23 protein-coding genes are annotated in these 22,557 nt (G+C 65.7%); 18 read left to right on the top strand and 5 right to left on the bottom strand.

The features are described from left to right. The first annotated feature begins 18 nt into the window (after positions 1-18). The 12 genes from NWF22_RS05915 (at position 19) to NWF22_RS05860 (ending at position 13,853) form a co-directional block, all read left to right on the top strand. Positions 19-1,029, top strand: coding sequence for an NAD-dependent epimerase/dehydratase family protein (locus NWF22_RS05915; protein ID WP_160900186.1), 1,011 nt, complete (start codon positions 19-21; stop codon positions 1,027-1,029). After that, positions 1,026-2,369, top strand: a complete 1,344-nt coding sequence (locus NWF22_RS05910; protein WP_160900187.1) for a phosphotransferase family protein — start codon at positions 1,026-1,028, stop codon at positions 2,367-2,369. The genes NWF22_RS05915 and NWF22_RS05910 overlap by 4 nt, the downstream gene beginning before the upstream one ends. A gap of 29 nt (positions 2,370-2,398) precedes the next feature. Beyond that, a complete protein-coding gene (locus NWF22_RS05905) occupies positions 2,399-3,802 on the top strand; it encodes an aromatic ring-hydroxylating oxygenase subunit alpha (RefSeq protein ID WP_160900188.1) in 1,404 nt (467 codons plus the stop codon). Then, positions 3,799-4,083: a VOC family protein gene (locus NWF22_RS05900; protein WP_160900189.1), complete on the top strand. Its 285-nt coding sequence runs from the start codon at positions 3,799-3,801 to the stop codon at positions 4,081-4,083. The genes NWF22_RS05905 and NWF22_RS05900 overlap by 4 nt, the downstream gene beginning before the upstream one ends. Beyond that, entirely contained in the window at positions 4,073-5,524 is a 1,452-nt protein-coding gene (locus NWF22_RS05895; RefSeq protein ID WP_258321337.1) for an aldehyde dehydrogenase family protein, read from the top strand. Before NWF22_RS05900 ends, NWF22_RS05895 begins: the two co-directional genes overlap by 11 nt. A 7-nt stretch (positions 5,525-5,531) precedes the next feature. Further along, complete coding sequence (locus NWF22_RS05890) at positions 5,532-6,560, top strand: thiamine pyrophosphate-dependent dehydrogenase E1 component subunit alpha (protein ID WP_160900190.1); 1,029 nt, start codon at positions 5,532-5,534, stop codon at positions 6,558-6,560. Next, positions 6,548-7,549, top strand: coding sequence for an alpha-ketoacid dehydrogenase subunit beta (locus tag NWF22_RS05885; protein WP_160900191.1), 1,002 nt, complete (start codon positions 6,548-6,550; stop codon positions 7,547-7,549). The genes NWF22_RS05890 and NWF22_RS05885 overlap by 13 nt, the downstream gene beginning before the upstream one ends. Before the next feature lie 296 nt (positions 7,550-7,845). Continuing rightward, on the top strand, positions 7,846-8,667 hold the full coding sequence (locus tag NWF22_RS05880; protein ID WP_160900192.1) for an ABC transporter ATP-binding protein: 822 nt from the start codon (positions 7,846-7,848) through the stop codon (positions 8,665-8,667). Next, positions 8,654-9,553, top strand: coding sequence for an ABC transporter permease (locus NWF22_RS05875; RefSeq protein ID WP_160900193.1), 900 nt, complete (start codon positions 8,654-8,656; stop codon positions 9,551-9,553). Before NWF22_RS05880 ends, NWF22_RS05875 begins: the two co-directional genes overlap by 14 nt. Beyond that, positions 9,550-10,653, top strand: coding sequence for a phosphotransferase (locus tag NWF22_RS05870; RefSeq protein ID WP_160900194.1), 1,104 nt, complete (start codon positions 9,550-9,552; stop codon positions 10,651-10,653). The genes NWF22_RS05875 and NWF22_RS05870 overlap by 4 nt, the downstream gene beginning before the upstream one ends. A gap of 67 nt (positions 10,654-10,720) precedes the next feature. Next, the gene (locus tag NWF22_RS05865) at positions 10,721-13,030 is read left to right on the top strand and encodes an arylsulfatase (RefSeq protein ID WP_202398145.1); all 2,310 of its coding nucleotides are present in this window, start codon (positions 10,721-10,723) and stop codon (positions 13,028-13,030) included. A gap of 46 nt (positions 13,031-13,076) precedes the next feature. Further along, a complete protein-coding gene (locus NWF22_RS05860; RefSeq protein ID WP_258321336.1) occupies positions 13,077-13,853 on the top strand; it encodes an SDR family NAD(P)-dependent oxidoreductase in 777 nt (258 codons plus the stop codon). A 102-nt stretch (positions 13,854-13,955) separates the two neighbouring features. On the opposite strand, the gene NWF22_RS05855 is transcribed toward NWF22_RS05860, so the two are convergent. The 4 genes from NWF22_RS05855 to NWF22_RS05840 are packed head-to-tail and all read right to left on the bottom strand — an operon-like array spanning position 13,956 to position 16,123. After that, on the bottom strand, positions 13,956-14,249 hold the full coding sequence (locus NWF22_RS05855) for a DUF202 domain-containing protein (RefSeq protein ID WP_160900197.1): 294 nt from the start codon (positions 14,247-14,249) through the stop codon (positions 13,956-13,958). A gap of 20 nt (positions 14,250-14,269) precedes the next feature. After that, entirely contained in the window at positions 14,270-14,629 is a 360-nt protein-coding gene (locus tag NWF22_RS05850; RefSeq protein ID WP_160900198.1) for a YidH family protein, read from the bottom strand. Beyond that, complete coding sequence (locus tag NWF22_RS05845; RefSeq protein WP_160900199.1) at positions 14,619-15,083, bottom strand: nuclear transport factor 2 family protein; 465 nt, start codon at positions 15,081-15,083, stop codon at positions 14,619-14,621. Before NWF22_RS05845 ends, NWF22_RS05850 begins: the two co-directional genes overlap by 11 nt. Continuing rightward, positions 15,080-16,123 carry an ABC transporter substrate-binding protein gene (locus tag NWF22_RS05840; protein WP_160900200.1) on the bottom strand — a complete coding sequence of 348 codons (1,044 nt, stop codon included), beginning with the start codon at positions 16,121-16,123 and terminating at the stop codon, positions 15,080-15,082. Before NWF22_RS05840 ends, NWF22_RS05845 begins: the two co-directional genes overlap by 4 nt. A gap of 384 nt (positions 16,124-16,507) precedes the next feature. Between NWF22_RS05840 and NWF22_RS05835 the strand changes: the two genes are divergently transcribed. Beyond that, positions 16,508-16,825 carry a 2Fe-2S iron-sulfur cluster-binding protein gene (locus NWF22_RS05835; protein ID WP_373691981.1) on the top strand — a complete coding sequence of 106 codons (318 nt, stop codon included), beginning with the start codon at positions 16,508-16,510 and terminating at the stop codon, positions 16,823-16,825. A gap of 68 nt (positions 16,826-16,893) precedes the next feature. Here NWF22_RS05835 and NWF22_RS05830 read toward each other — a convergent pair whose 3' ends face one another. Continuing rightward, positions 16,894-18,330, bottom strand: coding sequence for an APC family permease (locus NWF22_RS05830; RefSeq protein WP_160900202.1), 1,437 nt, complete (start codon positions 18,328-18,330; stop codon positions 16,894-16,896). Positions 18,331-18,432: 102 nt separating this feature from the next. On the opposite strand from NWF22_RS05830, the gene NWF22_RS05825 reads away from it, so the two are divergent. From NWF22_RS05825 to NWF22_RS05805, 5 genes are all read left to right on the top strand, one after another. Next, on the top strand, positions 18,433-19,089 hold the full coding sequence (locus tag NWF22_RS05825) for a DUF1361 domain-containing protein (protein ID WP_160900203.1): 657 nt from the start codon (positions 18,433-18,435) through the stop codon (positions 19,087-19,089). 29 nt (positions 19,090-19,118) lie between these two features. Then, the gene (locus NWF22_RS05820; RefSeq protein WP_160900204.1) at positions 19,119-19,865 is read left to right on the top strand and encodes a phosphoglyceromutase; all 747 of its coding nucleotides are present in this window, start codon (positions 19,119-19,121) and stop codon (positions 19,863-19,865) included. A 104-nt stretch (positions 19,866-19,969) separates the two neighbouring features. After that, a complete protein-coding gene (locus tag NWF22_RS05815; protein ID WP_160900205.1) occupies positions 19,970-20,323 on the top strand; it encodes a GNAT family N-acetyltransferase in 354 nt (117 codons plus the stop codon). Positions 20,324-20,442: 119 nt separating this feature from the next. After that, positions 20,443-21,834 (top strand): sensor histidine kinase, encoded by a 1,392-nt coding sequence (locus tag NWF22_RS05810; protein ID WP_258321335.1) that lies wholly within the window; start codon positions 20,443-20,445, stop codon positions 21,832-21,834. Then, positions 21,831-22,517 (top strand): winged helix-turn-helix domain-containing protein, encoded by a 687-nt coding sequence (locus tag NWF22_RS05805; RefSeq protein ID WP_160900206.1) that lies wholly within the window; start codon positions 21,831-21,833, stop codon positions 22,515-22,517. Before NWF22_RS05810 ends, NWF22_RS05805 begins: the two co-directional genes overlap by 4 nt. Positions 22,518-22,557: the final 40 nt, after the last annotated feature.

Here is a 22,557-nt window from a genome sequence, read left to right as displayed (position 1 = left end):
AAAGCGAAGGGGTACGGCATGCGTGCACTGGTACTCGGAGGCTCGAGCTTCGTGGGGGGTCGCCTGGTCCAGCGGTTGCTCGCGGACGGCGACGACGTCACCATCCTCAACCGGGGGAAGTCGGCTCCGGCCCCGGCGGGTGTGCGCACCCTGACTGCGGACCGCCGCGACATCGCGTCGATGCGCACTGCGCTGGCCGGTACCAAATGGGACGTCGTCTACGACGTCTCCGGTTACATCATGGCCACCGATGCCGAGAACTTCACCGGCCTCGTCGACATCCTCGAGGGCAACGTCGGGCGTTACGTCTACGTCTCCTCGGTGATGGCGTATGCGCAGGCGGGTCTGTTTCCCTGGACCGAGGACTTCGCGCAGCGTGACGAACCGCCGACCACCTACGGTGGCTTCAAGGTCTTTGCGGAGAACCTGCTGCTCGAGCGTCACCGCGCCAACGGCCTGCCGGCCACGATCGCGCGGCCGGCGGCCATCTACGGTCCCGACAACAACATCTTCGACATGGAGTCGGCGATGTTCCTGCGTCTGCGCAACAACCTGCCCGTGTTGCTGCCGCACGGTGGGTTGGTCACCGGTTCGTTCGGCCATGTCGACGACTTCGTCGGTGCGCTGCGTGCGATGGCCACCGCCGACGCCGCGGTCGGGGAGATCTTCAACGTGACCGGCTCCGGGATCACCGCCGCCGCCTACGTTCAGACTCTCGCCGAGATCGTCGGCGTGACGCCCGAGGTCATCCACGTTCCCGATGACATGCTCGACGAGCTGGAGAAGCCCGCGTTCTGCCGACTGTTCCGCGCCCGCCACCACGGCGTGCTGTCGACGCAGAAGATCGAGGACGTCCTCGGCGTGCCGCCGGAGCGTGGATTCCAGGTCGGCCACGAACAGACCTACGAGTGGTTCCTGAGCAGCCCGCTGGCCGGTGAAGCCTCGAATCTGGCAGACCCGCTGTGGGGCAAGGGTTTCGACCTGCAGTACGAGGAAGAGATCGTGCGCCGGCTGGGGGCGATGGCATGAGCCGCTCGCAGTCCAATCACGACGTCGCCCTGTGGCGTTCGGTGCAGGCGACACTCGAGGACCAGATCATCCCCGTCCTCGGACCCGGTATCGAACGCGACAACGCCCGCCAGCTGACCGGTGTGGCCCGCTACGTGCTCGCCCGTGAAGCCGACTCCGCCGAGCGTGACAGCGGGCTCGCCGACACTCTCGGCATGCCCGACGCCGAGGAGGCCGAGCTGTTGAGTCGGGCGGCGGATCTGCTGGTCGAGAACGTCACCGCCAACGGCTCGTCGACCGACGTCACCGCCGTCCGCAAGCACCTGCTCGACCGGCTTGCCGTCGACATCGCCGACGCCGCCCCGCTGCTGGAGACCTTCTCGGGACATGCGCCCGTGGAGGCCTCCGAGGACGCGGTCGAGGTGCCCGAACTCGGTGCTCTCACAACGTGGTTCGCGGCCAAGATCGGCGAACCTGTCGACCTGGGCCTGTCCGTGATGGTCGGGGGGCACTCACGACGGATGCTCAATGCCAAGGTGACGACGAGCAGCGAGGTGCTCGAACTGATCGTCCGGATCGAACAGGGCGGCATGTTCGGCACCGAGGGCACTTCCGAGGCCCGGGTGATGAAAGAGGTATCCGAGGCCGGTTATCCCGCGCCGAATGTGCGCTGGATCGAGACCGACGAATCCGTGCTGGGGCAGCCCTTCTTCGTGATGGACCGCGTGCCCGGTACGCCCGTCGTCGAGGATCCGGCGGTGATCGACACCTATGTCGCGAAACTGCACGAACTGCACCAGCTCGACCCCGTCGTGGCGACTGCCGGTCTCGGCCCGGTCCCCGAGTCGGGGGAGGCGGCCATCTCCGCGATGATCGACCACTGGCTGGGCATCTACCGCGACTCCGTGGAGCACCGGATCCCGCTACTCGAGGAGTGTGCGGAGTGGTTGCGAGTCAACCTGCGGCCGACCGGCCCAGTGGTGCTCGTGCACGGTGATCCCGGGCCGGGCAACTTCCTGCACGTCGACGGTGAGATTACCGCGCTCACCGACTGGGAACTGGCCCATTACGGTGACGCCGCCGAGGACTGGACCTACTTCGGTGCCATCCGCGCCCGTCGCATGCACGACGCCGCCACCTGGCGCTCGATCTTCACCGAGCATGCCGGCGTGACGTTCGACGACGAGGACTGGTTGGCCTGGGAGGGCTTCAACCAGTTCAAGGGCGCCTGCGTGAACCTCACCGCCCTACGCATCTTCAACGAGGGTGTCATCACCACACCCAACCTGCTGGCCATCGGAACCGCTGTACACCTGCGTTTCCTGAACCGGCTCACCGAGATCGTCGGACAGCTCCGCTGACCGCCGATCGACCCGATGGAGGAATTGCGATGACCACCACACACAACCGCGACATCGAGACCGCGCAGCCGCAGTCCGGTGAGGCGAACAAGGCGGTGCCGTGGTACGACCTGGTCCACCAGGATGCGATCGCCCTGCCGGAGTACTTGCGCGAGGCGCATCACTACACCCCGCGCAGCACCGAGGTGCCGTTGGATCGCTACACGTCTCGGGAGTGGCATGAGGCGGAGAAGAAGCATCTCTGGCGCAAGGTGTGGCAGATGGCCTGCCGCGAGGAGCATCTGCCCGAGGTCGGTAGCTATATCGTCTACGACATCGTCGGGGAGAGCTACATCGTGGTGCGTTCGCGGGACGGCATCAAGGCGTATGTGAACGCCTGCCTGCATCGCGGCCGAACCCTGAAGGACTATGACGGCCGTTGCAGCGAGTTCCGTTGCAGCTTTCATGGTTTCACCTGGCGACTGGACGGCTCGCTGCGCTTCATCCCGGCCGCCGGCGAACTCCCGGAGGTGGAACTCGACAGCCCGAAGTGGGCGCTGCCGGAGGCCAAGGTCGGCACATGGGGCGGATTCGTCTTCATCAACCCCGATCCGGATGCCGAGCCACTCGAGGACTTCCTCGGTGACCTGCCCGATCACTTCGCACGCTGGAACTTCGAGCAGCGCTATCTCGAGGCGCATGTGGCAAAACTGCTGCGCTGCAACTGGAAGGTCGCCCAAGAGGCCTTTGACGAAGGCCTACACCTCGGTGCCACCCATCCGCAGTCGTCACCGTATGTCGGCGACATCAACGCCGCGGTCGACGTGTACGGCAACTACGCCCGCCAGATCAGTCCGTCCGGCACGCCGGTGGAGGACCTGCCCGTTGACGTGGAGGACGTCGACATCGTCAAGCGCATGCTTGACATCCGTGAGGGCGAGGCACTGCCGATCCCGTTCCAGCAGGATTCAACTGCCCGCGGCAGCATGTCGGGGGCAGCTCGGGAGCGGTGGCGTGCGGCGATCGGGGACGAGGCCGACGACGTGTCCGACGCCGAGCTGATCGATCACTGGAACTACGCGATCTACCCTAATTTCCATCCGTGGGGTGGCTACAACCGGATCGTGTACCGCTTCCGGCCCAACGGAGACCGCCACGACGAGTGCATCTTCGAGGTCATGTTCCTCACACCCTATCGAGGCGAGCGTCCCAAGACCGCCGAGTGCACCTGGGTCGGTTTCGACGAGTCGGCCGCCGAGAAGGCCCCGGAGCTTTCGACTCTGGCGATGGTGATGGACCAGGACTGCTTCAACATGGAGGCAGTTCAGCGGGGACTGATGACGACCCGTCGGTCCACCGCGCTGTTGACCACCTACCAGGAGTCGATGATCGCCTGGCGTCACGACCTGCTCACCGACTGGGTCGAGAACGCTGAACAGGGAGACGGCTCGTGAGCGCGAATCGCAGGACGTATCAGGAGATGGCCGGCGACGAGATCGTCCAGGGCGCCATCCGAAATCCGTGGAACCCTCGTGCCGCCTACGTGTTCGACCCCGACTCGCACACCGTGGTCGTCACCATGGGGTCGCGGTGGGGGCGGTTCACGGCCAACGGTGAGCATCTCGAGGGACCGCTGTTCGAAGCCGACCCGGAACTGTGCATCTGGATGTCGCGGCCACGCCCGAAGAATCACCATCGCACCAGTCGAGTTGTGGAGGCCACCGGTGAGCGCTGAGACCATCGAACAGATCGACGGCGTCGATCTGCGCCCGGCCGCCTACATCGACGGCACCTGGCACCACGGCGACGACACGACCACCGTGACCGATTCGGCCACCGGTGCGCCGGTCGGCAGCATCGAGATGGCCTCGCAGCAGCAGGCCGTAGCCGCCGTGCAGGCCGCCGAGCTGGCGTTCGAGCAGTGGTCGCAGACTCCGCTGTCCGAGCGACGCTCGATACTGGAGAAGCTCACCGCCGGTCTGCGGGCCCGTAGTGGCGACATCGCGACGACGACGGCTGCCGAGGTCGGCAGCGTGATGTCGTTCGCCGAGCGTGTGCAGGCGGGTCTGCCCGTACGGGTGCTGGACTCGACACTCGACGTGATCGACGAGGTCGACCGCGAAGAGGTCATCGGAACCTCGCGGGTACTGGGTCGGCCTGTCGGCGTCGTGGCCGCCATCACCCCGTGGAACTACCCGCTGTACCAGGCGATGGGCAAGATCGCGCCCGCGCTGGCAGCCGGGTGCACCGTCGTGCTCAAACCTCCGCAGTTGGCGCCGCTGACCGCATACGACCTCGTCGACGAACTCGAGAAGGCCGGTCTGCCACCCGGGGTGCTCAATGTCGTGCAGGGCAGCGGGCGGGCGCTGGGCGAGGTCCTGTGTGATCATCCGTCAGTCGACATGGTGAGCTTCACCGGATCGACCGGGGCAGGATCGACAATCGCGGCGACCGCCGCGCGGACTGTCAAGAAGGTCGCGCTCGAACTCGGCGGTAAGTCCGCCAATGTGCTCCTCGACGACGCGGATCTCGACAAGGCGATCCCGAGTGCCGTGCGCTACTTCCTGATGAACAACGGACAGACCTGTGCGGCGCTCACCCGATTGGTGGTGCCGCGACGTCTCAAGGCGGAGGTCGAGGAGCGGATCGTGGCCGAGGTCGGTACCCAGGTCGTCGGCGATCCGCGCGATCCGGCCGCCACGGTGGGGCCGATGGTCAGTGATGCACAGCGGCGCAGCGTCGAGGGCTACATCTCGCGCGGGATCTCCGGGGAAGGTCGGCTGCTGGTGGGTGGCCTCGACGTTCCGGAGCATCTCGCCGGGGGCCACTACGTGATGCCCACGGTCTTCGGCGACGTCGATCCGTCGGCGGTGATCGCGCAGGAGGAGATCTTCGGTCCGGTGCTCGTCATCCACACCGTGGACGACGACGACGCGGCCGTCGCGGTCGCCAACGACTCGCCGTATGGCCTGTCCGGAGGCGTGTGGTCGCGTGATCGGGACCGGGCGGTCTCGGTGGCACGGCGACTGCGGACCGGTCAGGTCGCGATCAATGGCGCCTCTTTCAATGCGGCCGCCCCCTTTGGCGGGTTCAAACAGTCCGGATACGGCCGCGAACTCGGTCGACACGGTTTGCACGAGTACCTGGGGCCGCAGTCGCTCCAGTTCCACGAGTGAGGACGACATGACAGACACGCTCACCAACCCCGGTGTCACCGGCACGTCCGGCGACGGCGCACCGCCGCACGACGACCGGTTGGCGATGCATCGGATGATGTTGGAGATCCGCTACTTCGAGGAGGCCTGGACCCGGCTCTTCCATCGCGGTGCCACCGGTCCCGGGCACTCGTCGATCGGCATGGAGGCGATCGCGGCTGCCTTCGGCACACTCATGCGCCCCGGCGATTCCACCTACGCGACCTACCGCGGTCACGCGCACACGCTGGCCCGTGGGGTGCCGGCGGATGCCACGATGGCCGAACTGCTCGGGCGAGCCACCGGCATCAACGGCGGCAAGGGCGGATCCATGCACCTGACGAGCGTCGAGCACGGGATGATGGGTTCCTACGCCATCGTGGGTGCGCACCTGCCCATCGCCGCCGGGACGGCGCTGGCGGCCAAATACCGGGGCACAGACGACGTCACCGTGTGCTTCTTCGGTGACGGGGCGACCAACATCGGCGCCTTCCATGAGGCGCTCAACCTGGCGGCGACGTGGTCGCTGCCGGTGGTGTACGTGTGCGAGAACAACCATTACATGGAGTACACCGCGATCAGCGAGGTGACCGCGGTGCCTCGGCCCGCTGCCGACCGTGCGGCAGCCTACGGGCTCGACGCCATCGTCGTCGACGGCAACGATGCGGACGTGATGTACGCCGCGGCAGACGCGGCCATCGCGCGGGCGCGCTCGGGCGCGGGCCCGTCGTTGATCGAGGCGATCACCTATCGGCATCTGGGACATGCCAGTTCCGACCCGGGTAAGTACCGCCCGGCCGACGAGGTCGAGGAGTGGAAGGGCCGCGACCCCATCCCGGCTTACCGCGAGCGACTGCGCGACGCCGGGGTCGGTGCGGACGAACTGGACGCGATGGAGCAGCAGGCGCGCGAGATGGCCGACAAGGCAGCCACCTTCGCGGTCGAATCGCCGCTGCCGTCGGTGGACGGGGTCGACAAGAACGTGTGGGCAGACGGAGGTTCGGCATGGCGGAGATGACATATCGATCAGCGGTCGGGCGTGCGATCGCGCAAGAGATGCGCAACGACGACCGCGTGTTCCTGATCGGTGAGGACGTGGCCAAGGCCGGTGGCGTCTTCAAGACGACCGGCGGGTTGCTCGACGAGTTCGGCCCCGAACGCGTGATGGACACCCCGATCTCCGAACAGGCGATCATCGGTGCGGCGATGGGTGCGGCGTCCTCGGGTCTGCGACCGATCGCCGAGATCATGTTCGCCGACTTCGTTCTGGTGACCCAGGACATCGTGGCCAACCAGATCGCGAAGGCCCGGTACATGACCGACGGGCAGATGAACCTGCCGCTGGTCATCCGCTTCGGCTCCGGCGGCGGGTTGCGTTTCGGCGCACAGCATTCGCAGTCGGTGGAGAACTGGATGATGATGATCCCGGGTCTCAAGGTGGTGGCGCCGTCGACGCCGCGCGATCTGATCGGACTGTTCGCGGCCGCGGTGCGTGACCCGGACCCGGTGATGTTCATCGAGCACAAGGGTCTGCTCGCGAGCAAGGGCGAGGTGCCCGACGGCGAAATCGTCGACGAGCTCGGTGTGGCCAAGGTGCTCCGTGAGGGCCGCGACGCCACTATCGTCGCGGTCGGGATGATGGTCGGGCGGGCGCTGGCAGCGGCCGATGATCTGGCGCAGCAGGGCTTTGACGTCGAGGTGATCGACGTCCGTTCGCTGGTGCCGCTGGACATGACAACGATCTTGGACAGCGTGCGCAAGACCGGCTGCTTGTTCACCGTCGAGGAGAACCCGCGGCTGTGCGGCTGGGGTGCGGAGGTCGTGTCGATCGTCACCGAGGAGATCTTCGACCACCTCGACGGCCCGACAGTGCGCATCACCACCCCGCATCTCCCGCTGCCGCACGCAGGGGTACTCGAGGACGCGGTCATACCGTCCGTGGAGCGCATTGTGGATTCCGTCTCCTCCCTCCTGGGGGCCGAGCCGCGCCGGCTCACCCCCGCCTGAACCCCGGGTGGCACGTGGGCGTGTGCGGCCTGCGTGCCACTCGGCCAGCAACCGCGGCGATTCTGATGTCTACATTCAGTAATCGTCGCGGTTTCTGCTGTTCAAGGCGACTTGAATATTCCAGCTAGTAGTAGTGAGTTTCTAGAAAGTAGCCCGGAATGGCTTGACATCGGGTGTCTGATACCGCGAAAATGGTGTGCGTGCCGTCACAGGCGGCGCAGCCCCGTGGTAGATGCCACCGACCTGACCAAGCCCCTTTGCGGGCACCAGCACAACATGGGACGGCTGATGTCGACATGAACCTGATTTCCAAAGAACGAGAGACTCTCGCCCAGAAGCGGGACTCCGGCGCGCCCTCGGTGAACCTCGAAGGCGTCAGTGTGGCGTTCGACGTTCCCGGCAAGGGCAGCATGCTGGCTGTCGACAACATCGATCTCGAGGTGCCCGCCGGACAGTTCGTCGCTCTCGTCGGGCCGAGCGGTTGCGGCAAGACCACCGCGCTGAACATGCTGGCCGGGCTGATGACGCCCAGCGCCGGGACCGTCAGCCGCTACGGCAAGCCCGTCACCGGCCCGTCGCGCGACATCGGCTACATGCTGGCCCGATCGGCGCTCACGCCGTGGCGCACGGTCCGCAAGAACGTCGAACTCGGACTCGAGATCCGCGGTATCCCCGCGAAGGAGCGCAAAGAGCGCTCGATGAACCTGCTCGAGATCCTCAAGATCGACCACTTCGCCGACGCCTTCCCGTCACAGATGTCGCACGGTATGCAGCAGCGCGTGGCCATCGCCCGCACCCTCGCCATCGATCCCGACCTGTGGCTGATGGACGAGCCTTTCGGCGCACTCGACGCGCAGACGCGGGTACGAGTGCAGACCGACTTCATGCGCATCTGGGAGGGCAGCGGCAAGACGGTGCTTTTCGTGACCCACGACCTCTCGGAGGCCGTCATGATGGCCGACCGCGTCATCGTCATGACCCAGCGACCGGCCAAGATCAAGCTCGACATGATGGTCGATGTCGAGCGTCCCCGCAACCCGCAAGAGCAACTGTTCGACCCACGGCTCGAGGAAATCGAGCGCACGCTCTGGGAGGAGCTTCGCCATGAGTTCAACTGAGCGCCACGCCACGCTCCCGCCGCCGGTGTCTCCCGACGACGACAAGCCGGCCGCGAAAGCCGGCACCACGCAACAGCAGCCGCCGCGCAAGAAGCGATCGATCAATTTCGACTGGCCGGTACTCGCCGGGCAACTCGGCATCTTCGTCGCGCTGATCGCGATCTGGTACTGGGCCGTGGAGGCCGAGTGGATGCCGCGCATGTACACGGCCACCCCGATGGAGACGTGGAACCGTCTGATCGAACTGTTCGGCCAGGAAGAGTTCTGGAACTCGATGCGGATCACCATGCAGGAGACCCTCTTCGGCTGGATCATCGGTTGTTCGGCCGGTCTCGTCGTCGGTCTCATCATGGGTCGCTGGACTCGGATGGCCCCGATTTTCGACCCCTACCTGACCTTCGCCAATGCCACCCCGAAGATCGCACTCGCGCCGTTCTTCATCCTCTGGTTCGGCGTCGGCCCGTCGTCGAAGGTCGTGCTGGCAGCAGTCATCGTCTTCTTCATCGTCCAGGTACCCACCCAGGCGGCCGTGTCGCAGGTATCGCCCGACCTCAACACCGTGGCGACCACGATGGGCGCCACCGAACTACAGAAGTTCCGCATGGTGGTCCTGCCGGGCATCATGGCTCCGGTCTTCGGCGCTTTCCGACTCGCCGCGGTCTACTCGCTGCTGGCTGTGGTCATGGGTGAATTCATCGCCGCCCGAGAGGGTTTGGGGCAGGCACTGATCACCGCTACCAATCAGTTCGACATGAGCACGGCATTTGCCCTACTGATCGTCCTCGCGACGCTGGCGGTCCTGATCAACTTCGTGGTGACCGCCGTGGAGCGCCGGCTCTTGCGCTGGCGGACCATGGAGTCGGGCGGCAAGACGGTGTCGGTGTGACCTCTCGGACGCCGCGACCGGTGGCGAGACCGTTCCCGACCGGCTCGGATGAGCTCACCGGGAGCTGGCTCGCCACCACGCTCGGATCCAGCGGGGCGCGGACCCCCGAGGTCGAGGTGAGCCGGATCGGGGAGGGGCGGGGCCACATGGGTTCCGCCTTCCGGATTCGGGTCGTCGGCGACGAGCCGGCCGACCTGCCCCGTTCTGTGGTGGTGAAACTGCCCGCCACGCAGGAAGAAGCCCGACAGACCGCCGATCGCGGGGGTCTCTACGAGCGGGAAGTGCTCTTCTTCCAGGAGATCGCGCCACGCATCCCGATGCGGGTCCCCGGATGTCATGCCGCCGGATACGCCGCGGGTGAAGGGTTCGTCCTCGTGCTCGAGGACCTCGGTGGTGCCACCGAAATCGATCAGCTCGACGGTCTCGAACCCGCCCTCGCGGTGGGGATTCTGGAGCAACTCGCCGATTTCCACGCCATGTGGTGGGAGTCCGACGAATTGGCGTCGATGACCTGGGCGACCAGACACACCGACGCACACCGCGTCGCCAACCTCACCCGAATCCTGCGCGAGGGCTGGCCACGCCTGACGGCATCGCTTGCCGATGTGTTGCCGAACGGCTGTCACGAGGCCGGCGCGGACATGGCCGACCTGCTGCCGGACGCGTTCGCGGCACTGGCGAACGCTCCGCAGACCCTGCTGCATGGTGACGTCCGACTCGACAACGTGCTGTTCGTGGACCCCGAGTCGCCGGCAGTGATCCTGGACTGGCAGAGCGTGTCGCGAGGGGCGGCGGTGATCGACGTCGCCTATTTCCTTGCACAGAACATCTCGGCCACCGAACTCGAGGTGCGCGGCGGTGAACTACTCACCGCATACCGCAACAGGCTCGCCTGCCATGGCGTCGAGATGGACACCACGGCGTTGCGTGATCAGATCGCATTGGCGATGCCGCTCACCTTCGCCGTGGCGTCGTCGCTGTTCGTGCTCGCCGACACCTCCGATGAACGCACTCGTGAGCTTGCTCGAGTGATGGCGACACGGGCTGCCGCGGCCGTCGACCACTTCGGTCATCCGCGCGACGTCTTGCAGTCGGTGTGAAGACACACGTGTGGGACAGACGGTGCGGCTCGTGAAGTCCCATGATCCGGAGAAAGGAATGAACCCCGTGTCAGACCGAGATCCCTCGGCATACCGTGGATTCCAGGGAGAGGTCGGACCGACCTTCGCGTCGTCGTCACCTTGGTGGCCGCAGCGACCGACGGCGCCGGAAGGTGCGCCCAATGTCATCGTGATGCTCGTCGATGACATGGGGTTCTCCGACCTGGCCTGCTACGGCTCCGAGATACCCACCCCGCATGCCGACGCCACCGCCGAGCGAGGCATTCGGTTTGCCAACTTCCACAGCACGCCGATGTGTTCGCCCACCCGCGCTGCGCTGATGACCGGTCGCAATGCACATGCGGCAGGCGTCGGCTTCGTCGCACACGTCGACCCAGGATTCCCCGGCTATGCGTCCGAATTGCCGGCGAATCAGCCGACCATGGCCGAGACCCTGCGAGACAACGGGTACTCCACCTTCATGGTGGGCAAATGGCATCTGTGCAAGGAACAGGACATGTCCGAGGCCGGTAGCCGACATTCGTGGCCACTGCAGCGTGGATTCGACCAGTTCTACGGCTTTCTCGAGGCGTTGACCAACTTCCACCAGCCTCACCGGCTGTATGAGGGCAACACTGTCGTGGACACCGATCAGTTCGACGACGACTATTACCTCACCGACGATCTCACCGACCGCGCTGTCCGGATGATCCGCGAGACCAAGACCGCGAATCCGGACAAACCTTTCTTCCTCTACTACTCGCACGGTGCGGTGCACGCGCCATTGCACGCCAAGGCCGACGACATCGCCCGGCACCGTGGCAACTACGACGACGGATGGGATGCCCTGCGCGCCCGCAGATTCGAGCGGCAGAAGGAACTCGGCATCGTGGGCGAGGACACCGTGCTGCCGCCGCGCAACAGCGAACCCGGTGAGGACGTACGTGCGTGGGAGTCGTTGTCCGACGATGAGAAAGCGCTCTACCCGCGGTACATGGAGGTCTATGCCGCGATGGTCGAGTCCGTTGACCAGAGTCTCGGTCGGCTTCGGGAAACCCTGGCCGAACTGGGTGAGCTGGACAACACGATCATTGTGCTGACCAGCGACAACGGCGCCTCTCGCGAAGGCAAGGCGAGTGGTACCACCGCCTACTTCCGTGACGGTGGCAGCCAGACCCGCGACGTGGATGCCAAGGTCATCGCCGAATCCCTGGAGCGCATCGACGAGATCGGTGGCCCCACCACCTGGCCGCACTATCCCCGCGGCTGGGCGATGGCGTGTAACACTCCCTTCCGGCTGTACAAGGTCTCCACGGTCGCCGGCGGTCACCAGGTGCCGATGATCGTGTCCTGGCCGCAGCGACTCGCGCCGCGCGCAGAACCCGTGCGCTGGCAGTACTCCCATGTCACCGACCTGCTGCCGACGCTCATCGACTGGATCGGTCTGGCCCCCGTGCCGGATCGCCACGGGTTGGCCGCTGATCCGATGCACGGGGTCAGCCTGCGCTCGGTGATCGAGGACCCCGAAACGCCCTCGGAGCACACCCGCCAGCACTATGAGTGCATGGGCAATCGGGCCATCTTCGACGGTGGATGGGAGGCACTCACCATCCACACCGCCAAGACGCCGTTCGCGCAGGACAACTGGCAGCTCTACGACCTCGCTGCCGATCCCACGCAGACCAACGATCTGGCAGCCGCCGAGCCGGAGCGCCTCGAGCAGTTGGTGCGTCTGTGGGAGCAGGAGGCATGGGACAACCAGGTCTATCCGCTCGATGAGGGCGCTCGGGTCAAGTACCTGTACCGGCCCGATGGTGAGGAGGTCTACTCCGAGCCGCTCTCGATCCGCCGCGGCACACCGACTCTCGAACGGTGGCGTTCTGCGCGGCTGATCGCCGGACGTTCCTTCCGGATCGTGCCCGACTGGGACCCGCGTCCTGGGGACGAAGGCGTCCTGGTCGCGCACGGCGGACAGGAGTCCGGGTACCTCGTGTATGTGGAAAACGACTTGATCCATTTCGTGCACAACAACTGTGGGGAGATGCGGAAGGTCGCCACCCGGCTCGAGGGTCGCGACGTGGTGATCGACGTGAACGCGCCCGGCGGCGGCGTGTGGAACGTCGCCCTGGTGGTCGACGGTATCGTCCGTGACTGTCTGCAGGGTGTGCGTCAGTTCGCCGGCTTCTTGCCGTTCAACGGGATCGACGTCGGGAAGGACACCCGTTCGCCCGTCGACTGGGAGCTGAGCAGACGCAAGGGCACATTCCCATTCACCGGGGCGCTGCACGCGGTGCGCTATGAACCCGGCGAACTCGCGCCGGATGCACCCGCCAACCGCCTCGACGAGGCCGTGGCGATCGGCCTGGCGCTCGAATAACGTTCACCCACAACGAATTCAGATACAACGAACGACGGAGGACTACGTGACGAGTGTGCTGCAAGACAAGGTGGCGGTGATCACCGGCGGAACGGCCGGAATCGGCAAGGCGATCGCCCGAGCATTCCTGGACGAGGGCGCGCTGGTGGTGATCAGCGGCCGCAGTGCCGAATCTGGCGAGAAGGCGCTGGCCGAGCTCGGCGCAGGCGACCGGGCACGCTTCGTCTCCGCCGACGTGACCAGCCGCGCCGACCTGGACCGGCTGATCGACGCGGCGCAGGCGTGGCAGGGGCGCCTGGACATCACCGTGCTCAACGCCGGCGGCGTCGGGAAGTCGAGCCAGATCGCGGTGATGGATGACGACGAGTGGGAACTCGAGCTGAATCTGAATCTCACACATACCTTCCGTGGGATCCGGCGGTCCCTCAAGTACATGCTCGAACAGCGGTCGGGACGCATTCTGTGCATGTCCTCGGTCGAGGGCAAGCGTGGTCGGCCCGGGATCGGCGGGTACGCCGCGAACAAGGCGGCCATCACCACCCTGACCCGGTCGGTCTCCCAAGAGGTCGGTACCGAGGGTGTCACCGTCAACTCTTTGTGCCCCGGTCTGGTGGTGACCGACCAGGTCAACGATCGTGCCGGCAAGGGGCAGGGCATGTCCGGCGTCGACGAGGTGGTGGCGAGCTACAGCCGCGAGGCGGCCATCAAGCGGCCGGTGCTACCCGAGGAGGTGGCCGCCGCTGCCGTGTTCCTCGCCTCGGATGCTGCGTCGGGCATCACGGGGCAGGCGATCTCGATCGACGGTGGGACATCTCAGCACTGACGACGAGGTCGACGACAGGGGCCCGGACACCCGATCGGTGTCCGGGCCCACTGCTGTGGTCGTGTGGTCTGGTTTGTCGAACGGCTGTTCAGCCCGGCGACATCAGGTTCCGGTGACCAGTGCGATCGCCTCGCACAATCCGAGGACGGCCACGGCGAGGGCGACCAGCAGCGCGGCCCTACCGCCACGACTGCGCTGACGAGGGTGGCGCAGTCGCGCCTCGGCGAACGACCAACCACCCAGTCCGAGGCCCGCAACCAGCGGGACCACCGACCAGATGCCCCAGTTGTCGACCATGAGGCGGCACATGATCGCCCCGCCGGCCATGACCGCCAGGGCCGTGCGTTGCCAGGACAACGAGGTCCGTTCGTCGGCGACCCCGGTGTCGGCTGCCATGCCTTCGTCGTCCACGCTCTTCAGAGCACCACGAGCAGGATCAGGCCGAGCACGACGATCGCGGCCGCCAGTATCGCTGACGTCCACGAGGCCGGCAGCGGCCGGCCGCGTCGCAGTGCGTACTCGGCCCGAGCCCATCGGGACCACGACGCCCCGGCGCACAGGATGCCGAGAAACACCAGCGCTGCGGCCATCAGGTGCTGAACGGCCCGTGGGATGCCCAGGTCGAAGGCGTTCACGGCCACCCCGGCCGCGACCATCGCCAGCGCGGTGCGAATCCACGCGAGAAATGTCCGCTCATTGGCCAGGGTGAACCGGTAATCGGGTTCGTCGCTGTCACGATAAACCCACTTGGGCCAGCGTTGGGTGTCACTCACCATGACGGGGGAGGACAAATCCTTGGCCCTCCAGCGACGCCATCGGAGCTTGTCGATCGAAGTACTCCTCGTCGTGGACCACGAGTCCGTCGCGGAACGAGATCCAGGCCATCCCGTCGATGCGTGCTTTCCGTCCGGCCAGCTTGTCGCCGAACTTCGAGCCCTTCATGCGTCCGGTCATGGTCCAGGTGCATGCCGCAGTGTCGCCGTCGACCCAGACTCGGGTGGCGCGGCTACGCTGATCATCCCATGCGTCGAGGCTGCGTGCGTAGAACGCCTTGATGGCCTCACGGCCCTCGAACTGGCCGTTGACACTGTCGAAGAAGGTCGCGTCCGGGTGGAATCGCGCGGCCACCAGTTCCGGGTCCTCGCTGCTCCATGCCTCGAAGACCTGGTGCACCAGCTCCCGGACGTCGTGGGTTACGTCGGGGTGTGTGTCGGTGCGCTCGCCTGTCACTGGCCCTCACTCCCTGCCGTGTCCACTCGAATGGTGAAGTCCTCGCCGGTGTAATCCTTGGAGACGTCGCCGGTGCTCTTGACCCACTGCGCGGCCGTCGTCAGTTCCGAGATGTCCTCATCGGTGAGGGGCACCTGGTCTGCGAAGTTGTCCATGCTGTTGTCGTACAACGCATCAGCGGTGTCAGTGGGGACCGAGAGCGAGCTCTGCAGCAGCTCGATGACCTCATCGCGGTTGGCGGGATCCTTCATCCAGTCGAAGGTGGTCGTCATGACGTCGACATACCGGTTGAGCACGTCGGGGTTGGCTTCGGCGTACTCGGCGGTCACCGTGCCGATGACGCCCGGCCACATGAGGCTTTCCGGTCCCTCGCCGTCACGCAGCGAGAACGGCGCCTTGGCGAGTCCGTTCTGGGTCGCCTGCGTGATGCCGGGCTCGATGGTCATCGCCATATCGATCTGGCCGTTCTGCATCGCGGCCATGGTCGTGGCGGGCAGGCCGGTGGCGATGTAGGTCTGGCGCTCGGGATCGACGCCGGCCTCCTGGAACAGGGTGCGTGCCATGTCCTCGGCTCCGGTGCCGCGGGCGATGACACCGACCTTGGCGCCTTCGAGCTGCTTCATCGTTTCTTGCCAGTCGCCTTGCGCTGCGGTGATCGGGTAGTCCGACCGGACGATGATGTCGAACTGCGAGGCCTTGGTGACCGCAGTGAAGGCCTTGAGGTCGGTCCCCTTGTCGATGATCGGCAGGAGGTTGTTGGGCACATTGTCGACGATGTCGAGCTGGCCGGATACCTGCGCAGCGGTTTGTTCGGGCCCGCTCTTGATGCCGACGAACTCGGGTGCGAGGCCGCCCTCAGTGAAGAATCCCTTCTCCTCGGCGACGAACAACGGGAATTGGGGGAACGCCGGGGCGCGACCGATCTGCACCTCGATGTTGCCGTCTTCGTTCATGGCCGAGCCGGAATCGCCGCCACACGCGGCCATCGTTGTCGCCGCTGCCACAAGGGCGACGCCCGAAACGAATCTGCGGAACCTCATCTGCACATCTCCATCGTTGGAAGTGGACTGTATATCAAGTAAGTACCTTACACGGATTCTCTAGAAAGTGTGACCCCTGACACTGAAAAAAGTCTGACTCCCGCGCAACCTCGCGGGACCTCAGGGTGTTCGCGACACGATTCATCGTGGTGAGAGGGTGGTATGTCCGGTCGATCGGATGTGGTACCCGATCCCGCGGACTCGGGTGATGGCGGCAGGAGGGGCGTTGGGCGTGGACCGCGCCAGGTGTTGAGAAACATCTACCGTTGATACTTGAATTGAAGTACAGTAAATCATCGAATGTCGGAGTACCTTGAAGGCTGGCCAGCGGGCCGCGACGGTTCGAGGTGGGTAACGCGACCGAGCAATGCCGGAGGGATTGTGATGCAGAGCGCACACGCGGAATCGCCGACGGAGGCGACCACCTCCGCCGAGGGCGAGTTCACGGTGACGGCGGCCCGATCACAGGTCAGTACGACGGTGGCGCCTGATCGGACAGTACTGGAGGCATTGCGTGAGGCAGGCGTCGCCGTGCCGAGTTCGTGTGAAGTCGGCATCTGTGGCACCTGCGAGACCGCGGTTCTGCGAGGTTGCCCTGACCATCGTGACTCGTTGCTGACCGACGAAGAGCGCCGGTCGAATCAGGTGATGCTGGTCTGTGTCTCGCGCTCACGGTCTGCAGAGCTCGAACTCGACCTCTGAGCCGCTATTGAATGGGTGCGCCGGCCCCGCAAGCTCGCCTCCCAACGCGCCCACTCAGCCCGAGGAACTCACCTCACGTCTTCGAGGTGACGATTCCCGCCAACCGGGTGACGTCGGTGCCACCAGTAGGTGACGGCCCACAGGATCACCCCGAGTAGAAGCAGCCAACCGGCGATCACATACTGCTCGTTGTCGGCGCGGGCGAACGGCAGGGTGAGCGCGCCCGACGTCACCGCACCCAGGATGGCGAACACGATGTTGGTCTGGAAGTGCTTGTGTTCCACCTTGTCTCGCCGCAGGACCAGCACCGACACGTTCACCACGGTGAACACGGCCAACAGCAGCAGCGCGGTGGTGCCGCCGAGGAGGCCGACGACGTTGCTGTCCGGGTCGGAACTGACGTAGACGAGCAGACACAGCGCGATGACCGTGGTGAAGATGATCGCCGCGAACGGGGTCCGACGACCCGGGTGGACGTAGGCCAGGAACTTCGGCAGCACACCCTGCTTGGCCATCCCGTAGAGCAGGCGGCTGGCCATCATCATGTTGATCAGCGCGGTGTTGGCGACGGCGAACATCGAGATCCAGGGCACCAACTCGGTCATCGGGAAGTCCGGCGCCGCGGTCTCGACCACCTGGACGAGTGGCGTGTCACTGTCGGCGAGATCGCCGACCGGGACGATCGCGACGGCCGCGATCGCGATCAGCACGTAGACCACCGCGGTGAGGCCCAGCCCGGTGAGCATGACCTTCGGGAAGATGCGGGTCGGTTCCTTACACTCCTCGGCCATGTTCACCGAGTCCTCGAAGCCGACGAGGGCGAAGAAGGCCAGCGCCGTCGCGGCGGACACGGCGATGAAGGCGTTCTTGTCCGCGGCGGTGTCGAACGCCACCACCGCATCCCAGTGCTCGGCGTTGCCGCCGACGATGAACCAGTAGCCGATGAAGATCACCAGCAGCAGACCGGACAATTCCACCAGAGTCAGCACCACGTTGGTGCCGACACCCTCGGCCACCCCGCGGAAGTTGATGAACATCACCAGCAGCAGGAACCCGATCGCGCAGAACAGCAGTGCGGGACTGGTGGAGTCCGGCTCGTCGCCGCCGCTGAATGCGGTCAGCATGTTCGCGGCGAAGGCACGCGATGCCGTGGTGGCCGACGTGATGCCCGAACACATCACCGTGAACAGCACGATGAAGGTCAGAAAGTGGATTCCGAAGGCCTTGTGCACGTACAGCGCGGCGCCGGCGGCCTGTGGATACTTGGTGACCAGTTCGAGGTAAGAGAATGCGGTGAGGGTGGCGACCGCGAAGGCGATCAGGAACGGTAGCCAGGCCGCGCCGCCGACCTCGCCGGCCACCTGACCGGTCAGCGCGTAGACGCCGGTGCCCAGAATGTCGCCGATGATGAACAACAGCAACAGCTTCGGGCCGAGAACGCGTTTGAGCTCTGCTTGTTCGGGGGTGGCGGCACCGGTCGCGCCGGAATCCGCGCCGACGGTCATGAGAGTGAAACTAGACCTGTTCGCGGGTGTTCGCGCGATTTCGCTGCGGCGGTGACCGGATCGATGCCCGTGTCGGGCAGCGCGTTCGGGCACACTGGTCCGATGACGGACGCGCGCACGGTGATCCTGCTCGGCGCACTGCTGGCCACCACCGGACTCACCGTGGCACTCGGTGTCACCGACCCGGCCGCACCGCTGACCTATCCGACGCGATTCCTGGTCTGGAATCTCTTCCTCGCGTGGATACCGATGGCCTTCGCGTTGGCGTTCGTCGTGATCCGTCGGCGCGGTTGGCTGATCCCCGTCGGCCTCGGCTGGCTGGCGTTCTTGCCGAACGCGCCCTACCTGGTCACCGACCTGGTCCACCTCGGTCAGGGTGTCGACCTGTGGCGGCACGTCCTGCAGTATGGGTTCGCCGCCTGGACCGGGATCATGCTCGGTGTGGTGTCCATGCTGCTCGTGCATCGGCGGGTCGATCGCGACCACGGCGTGCTCGCGGGCTGGGCCGTCGTCGCCGTCTCGGTGGGGTTGTGTGCCGTGGGCATAGTCATCGGGCGCTTCCAGCGGTGGAACTCGTGGGACCTGGTGACCAGGCCGGATGCGGTGGTCGCGTCGACACTGGAGTGGGTGCGGTCGCCGCTGGCGGAGGTGGAGTCGACCGGTGTCGCGGTGGCCGTGGCGGCGTTCTTCGGGCTCGCCTATCTGACCGTCTGGTCACTGGGCGCGACCGATCTCCTCGCGCGTCGCGCGAGCAGGTGACGTGCCGGTGATTGTGCGAAACTCTACCCATGACCAACGGCACCTTGATCCTGATGCGGCACGGCGAGAGCGAATGGAACGCGTCCAACCAGTTCACCGGGTGGGTCGATGTGGCACTCACCGAGAAGGGTGAGGCCGAGGCGGTGCGCGCCGGCGAACTGCTCGTCGAGCACGATGTGCTGCCCGACATCCTCTACACCTCCTTGCTGCGTCGGGCCATCCAGACCGCCCAGATCGCGCTGGACAAGGCCGACCGGCATTGGATTCCGGTGACGCGTGACTGGCGGCTCAACGAGCGCCACTACGGCAAGCTGCAGGGCCTCAACAAGGCCGAGATCAAAGAGGAGTTCGGCGACGAGCAGTTCATGCTGTGGCGCCGCAGCTACGACACCCCGCCGCCACCGATCGACCCCGATGCGGAATACAGCCAGACCGGCGATGCGCGATACGCCGACCTCGACGAGGTGCCGCTGACCGAATGCCTCAAGGACGTGGTGGAACGGATGGTGCCGTACTTCATCGAGACCATCGCCGCCGACATCACGGCCGGCAAGACGGTGTTGATCGCCGCGCACGGCAACTCGCTGCGTGCGCTGGTCAAATACCTCGACGACATCTCCGACGCCGACATCGCCGGACTCAACATCCCCACCGGCAACCCGTTGCGCTATGACCTCGACGAGAATCTGAAGCCGCTCAACCCGGGTGGCACGTACCTCGACCCGGAGGCAGCTGCCGCCGGCGCCGCCGCGGTGGCGGCGCAGGGGCAGAAGTGAGTCGATCCGGCGGATGTCGCCGACCCCCGATTTCCACCATGCCGTTGGGCCTGTAATGAAAACGGCATGGTGGGAATCATGTGAGTCGCGCTACATTGGATGCCATGGCGAATGACAGGAGTCTGAGGATCGATCATTCCCCTGCTCAGGAGCGGTACGAGGCGATCTTGAGTGTGGATTCCAGCGGCTCTGCGGCGGAATCCGGGGACTATCCGACCGACGCAGACCAGGTGGTGGGCTACCTCGACTACGTGTCGGAGCCCTATCAGGTTGTGTTGACCCATACTGTGATCCACGAGCAGTTCAGTGGGCACGGCTATGCCGGGCAACTGGTGCGCGTGGTCCTCGATGACATCCGTGCCACGGGCAAGCAGGTGGTGCCCGTGTGTTCCTACGTGCAGCGGTTCATCAGCCAGCACCCGGAGTACGCCGACATGGCGGTTCCGGTTCCGCAGTGACGCGGACTTTAGCGGCGTCACCATCACACCGGGGCAGATAGTCCGAACGCCATATGAACAGCATCGGAACAATCGCGCTGGATGTGCAGGGCGCGTTCGCTGAGCCGTAAGCTGCCATTGTGACCGTTGCATTGCTCGTCGCGGCGATCGCCATCGCGCTTGTCTGTTTTGTCGGTGGAGCCCTTGCCGGGCTCCTCGCGCGTCGTCAGGGTCGGGGGGCCGGACTGTTGACCTGGTGGAGGAAGTCCTCCACCGATGGTGAGTCGTCCGAAGAAACCGCCTCCACGACGACCGGACTCGTCTCGCGTCGTGTGATCACCGCAAACGCCCCGCGCGAGGTGTCCGCCACCGCCGAACTGCGCGACTCCGACGTCAGCCTGACCACCGACGACGGCCGGATGACCAAAGCCGGTCTGCTCAGCCTGATCGTGCGCAACAGTGAACACGCGGTCGCCGTGGTCGACCGCTTCCGTGATGTCGTCCTCTTCAACCACCAGGCCGTCGAACTCGGCGTGGTCCGCGATCGGTTGCTCGCCGATGCGGTCTGGGATGCGGCCAAGGAGGTCCTGGACACCGCGGTCGAGGCCCGCTTCGAGTTCACCCCGGTGCAGTCGTCCTACGGCTTCGTCTCCACCGGCCGGGCGACCGCCCGTCAGGTCGAGTCGGTCCGCTGCCTGGTGCGGCTGGTCGCCCACGAGGACGAGCAGTACGCCGTGGTGTACGGCACCGACGACACCGAACACCGGCGGGTGGAGGCCACCCGCCGCGACTTCGTCGCCAACGTCTCGCATGAGCTGAAGACGCCGGTCGGCGCCGTTGGTTTGCTCGCCGAGGCCTTGCTGGAATCCTCCGATGACCCGGAATCCGTGGAGCATTTCGGTCGCCGCGTGCTGGTCGAATCCGATCGGCTCGGGAACATGGTCAGTGAGCTGATCGCGCTGTCCCGTCTGCAGGGTGGTGAGACACCGGAGTTCACCACCGTCGACGTCGACGAACTGCTGCGCGAGGCGGTCGACACCGCCGCCACGACCGCGGAGGCCGCCGGGATCACTTTGCGTGCCGACGACGAGAGTGGTCTGTGCGTACGCGGCGACCGGGTGCTGTTGCTGACCGCGATCAGCAACCTCGTGGTGAACGCGATCGCATACTCGCCGGCCAACACGACGGTCTCCATCAGCCGCCGCCTGACCCCGATCGACGGTCGCCCGATGGTGGCGATCGCGGTGACCGACCGAGGCATCGGTATCGCCGCCGACGATCAGGAGCGGGTCTTCGAACGGTTCTTCCGTGTCGACAAGGCGCGGTCGCGACTGACCGGCGGCACCGGGCTGGGGCTGGCGATCGTGAAGCACGTCGCAGCCAACCACGACGGCACGATCGGGCTGTGGAGCAAACCGGGTACCGGCTCCACCTTCACCTTGTGCATCCCCGAGGATCTGACCGCCAGCATCCTCGACGGCGACCACGCGGATGTGCCCAGCAACCAACGACAAGAGGACTTACATCGGTGACGCACGTACTGATCGTCGAGGACGAGGAATCGCTGGCCGATCCACTGGCCTTCCTCCTTCGTAAAGAGGGTTTCGAAGCGAGTGTCATCAACGATGGGGCGCAAGCGCTCTCGGCGTTCGACCGGGTGAGCCCCGACATCGTCCTGCTGGACCTGATGCTGCCGGGCATGAGCGGCACCGAGATCTGTAAGACACTCCGGGCGCGCTCGAGTGTCCCGGTGATCATGGTGACCGCCCGCGACAGCGAGATCGACAAGGTCGTCGGCCTCGAACTCGGTGCCGACGACTACGTGACCAAGCCGTACTCGGCGCGTGAACTGATCGCCCGCATCCGCGCCGTGTTGCGCCGCGGCGGCGACGCCGGTGAGGAAGAGCTCACCGTCGGTGTCATCGAGGAGGGCCCGGTCCGGATGGACGTCGAGCGCCACACCGTCGCCGTCAACGGCGACGCCATCACGTTGCCGCTCAAAGAGTTCGACCTGCTCGAGTACCTGTTGCGCAACGCCGGCCGCGTCCTGACCCGCGGTCAGCTGATCGACCGGGTGTGGGGTGCCGACTACGTTGGCGACACCAAGACCCTCGACGTGCACGTCAAGCGGCTGCGCTCCAAGATCGAACCCGACCCCAGCAACCCCAAACACCTCGTGACCGTCCGCGGGCTCGGCTACAAGTTCGAGCCGTAAAGCACCGCAACCTCACCGCCCACTCGACACGAAAGAAGGA

The organism is Gordonia mangrovi (assembly GCF_024734075.1).
In the GTDB taxonomy this organism is placed as follows: Bacteria; Actinomycetota; Actinomycetes; order Mycobacteriales; family Mycobacteriaceae; genus Gordonia; species Gordonia mangrovi.
This window is presented reverse-complemented; position numbering and strand designations above follow the sequence as displayed.

Bases quoted from the DNA above. Each gene is read 5' to 3' on its own strand.
- NWF22_RS05915 (WP_160900186.1), top strand. From the start codon at position 19: ATGCGTGCACTGGTACTCGGAGGCTCGAGCTTCGTGGGGGGTCGCCTG.
- NWF22_RS05910 (WP_160900187.1), top strand. From the start codon at position 1,026: ATGAGCCGCTCGCAGTCCAATCACGACGTCGCCCTGTGGCGTTCGGTG.
- NWF22_RS05905 (WP_160900188.1), top strand. From the start codon at position 2,399: ATGACCACCACACACAACCGCGACATCGAGACCGCGCAGCCGCAGTCC.
- NWF22_RS05890 (WP_160900190.1), top strand. From the start codon at position 5,532: ATGACAGACACGCTCACCAACCCCGGTGTCACCGGCACGTCCGGCGAC.
- NWF22_RS05885 (WP_160900191.1), top strand. From the start codon at position 6,548: ATGGCGGAGATGACATATCGATCAGCGGTCGGGCGTGCGATCGCGCAA.
- NWF22_RS05880 (WP_160900192.1), top strand. From the start codon at position 7,846: ATGAACCTGATTTCCAAAGAACGAGAGACTCTCGCCCAGAAGCGGGAC.
- NWF22_RS05875 (WP_160900193.1), top strand. From the start codon at position 8,654: ATGAGTTCAACTGAGCGCCACGCCACGCTCCCGCCGCCGGTGTCTCCC.
- NWF22_RS05855 (WP_160900197.1), bottom strand. From the start codon at position 14,249: ATGGCAGCCGACACCGGGGTCGCCGACGAACGGACCTCGTTGTCCTGG.
- NWF22_RS05850 (WP_160900198.1), bottom strand. From the start codon at position 14,629: ATGGTGAGTGACACCCAACGCTGGCCCAAGTGGGTTTATCGTGACAGC.
- NWF22_RS05840 (WP_160900200.1), bottom strand. From the start codon at position 16,123: ATGAGGTTCCGCAGATTCGTTTCGGGCGTCGCCCTTGTGGCAGCGGCG.
- NWF22_RS05835 (WP_373691981.1), top strand. From the start codon at position 16,508: ATGCAGAGCGCACACGCGGAATCGCCGACGGAGGCGACCACCTCCGCC.
- NWF22_RS05830 (WP_160900202.1), bottom strand. From the start codon at position 18,330: ATGACCGTCGGCGCGGATTCCGGCGCGACCGGTGCCGCCACCCCCGAA.
- NWF22_RS05825 (WP_160900203.1), top strand. From the start codon at position 18,433: ATGACGGACGCGCGCACGGTGATCCTGCTCGGCGCACTGCTGGCCACC.
- NWF22_RS05820 (WP_160900204.1), top strand. From the start codon at position 19,119: ATGACCAACGGCACCTTGATCCTGATGCGGCACGGCGAGAGCGAATGG.
- NWF22_RS05815 (WP_160900205.1), top strand. From the start codon at position 19,970: ATGGCGAATGACAGGAGTCTGAGGATCGATCATTCCCCTGCTCAGGAG.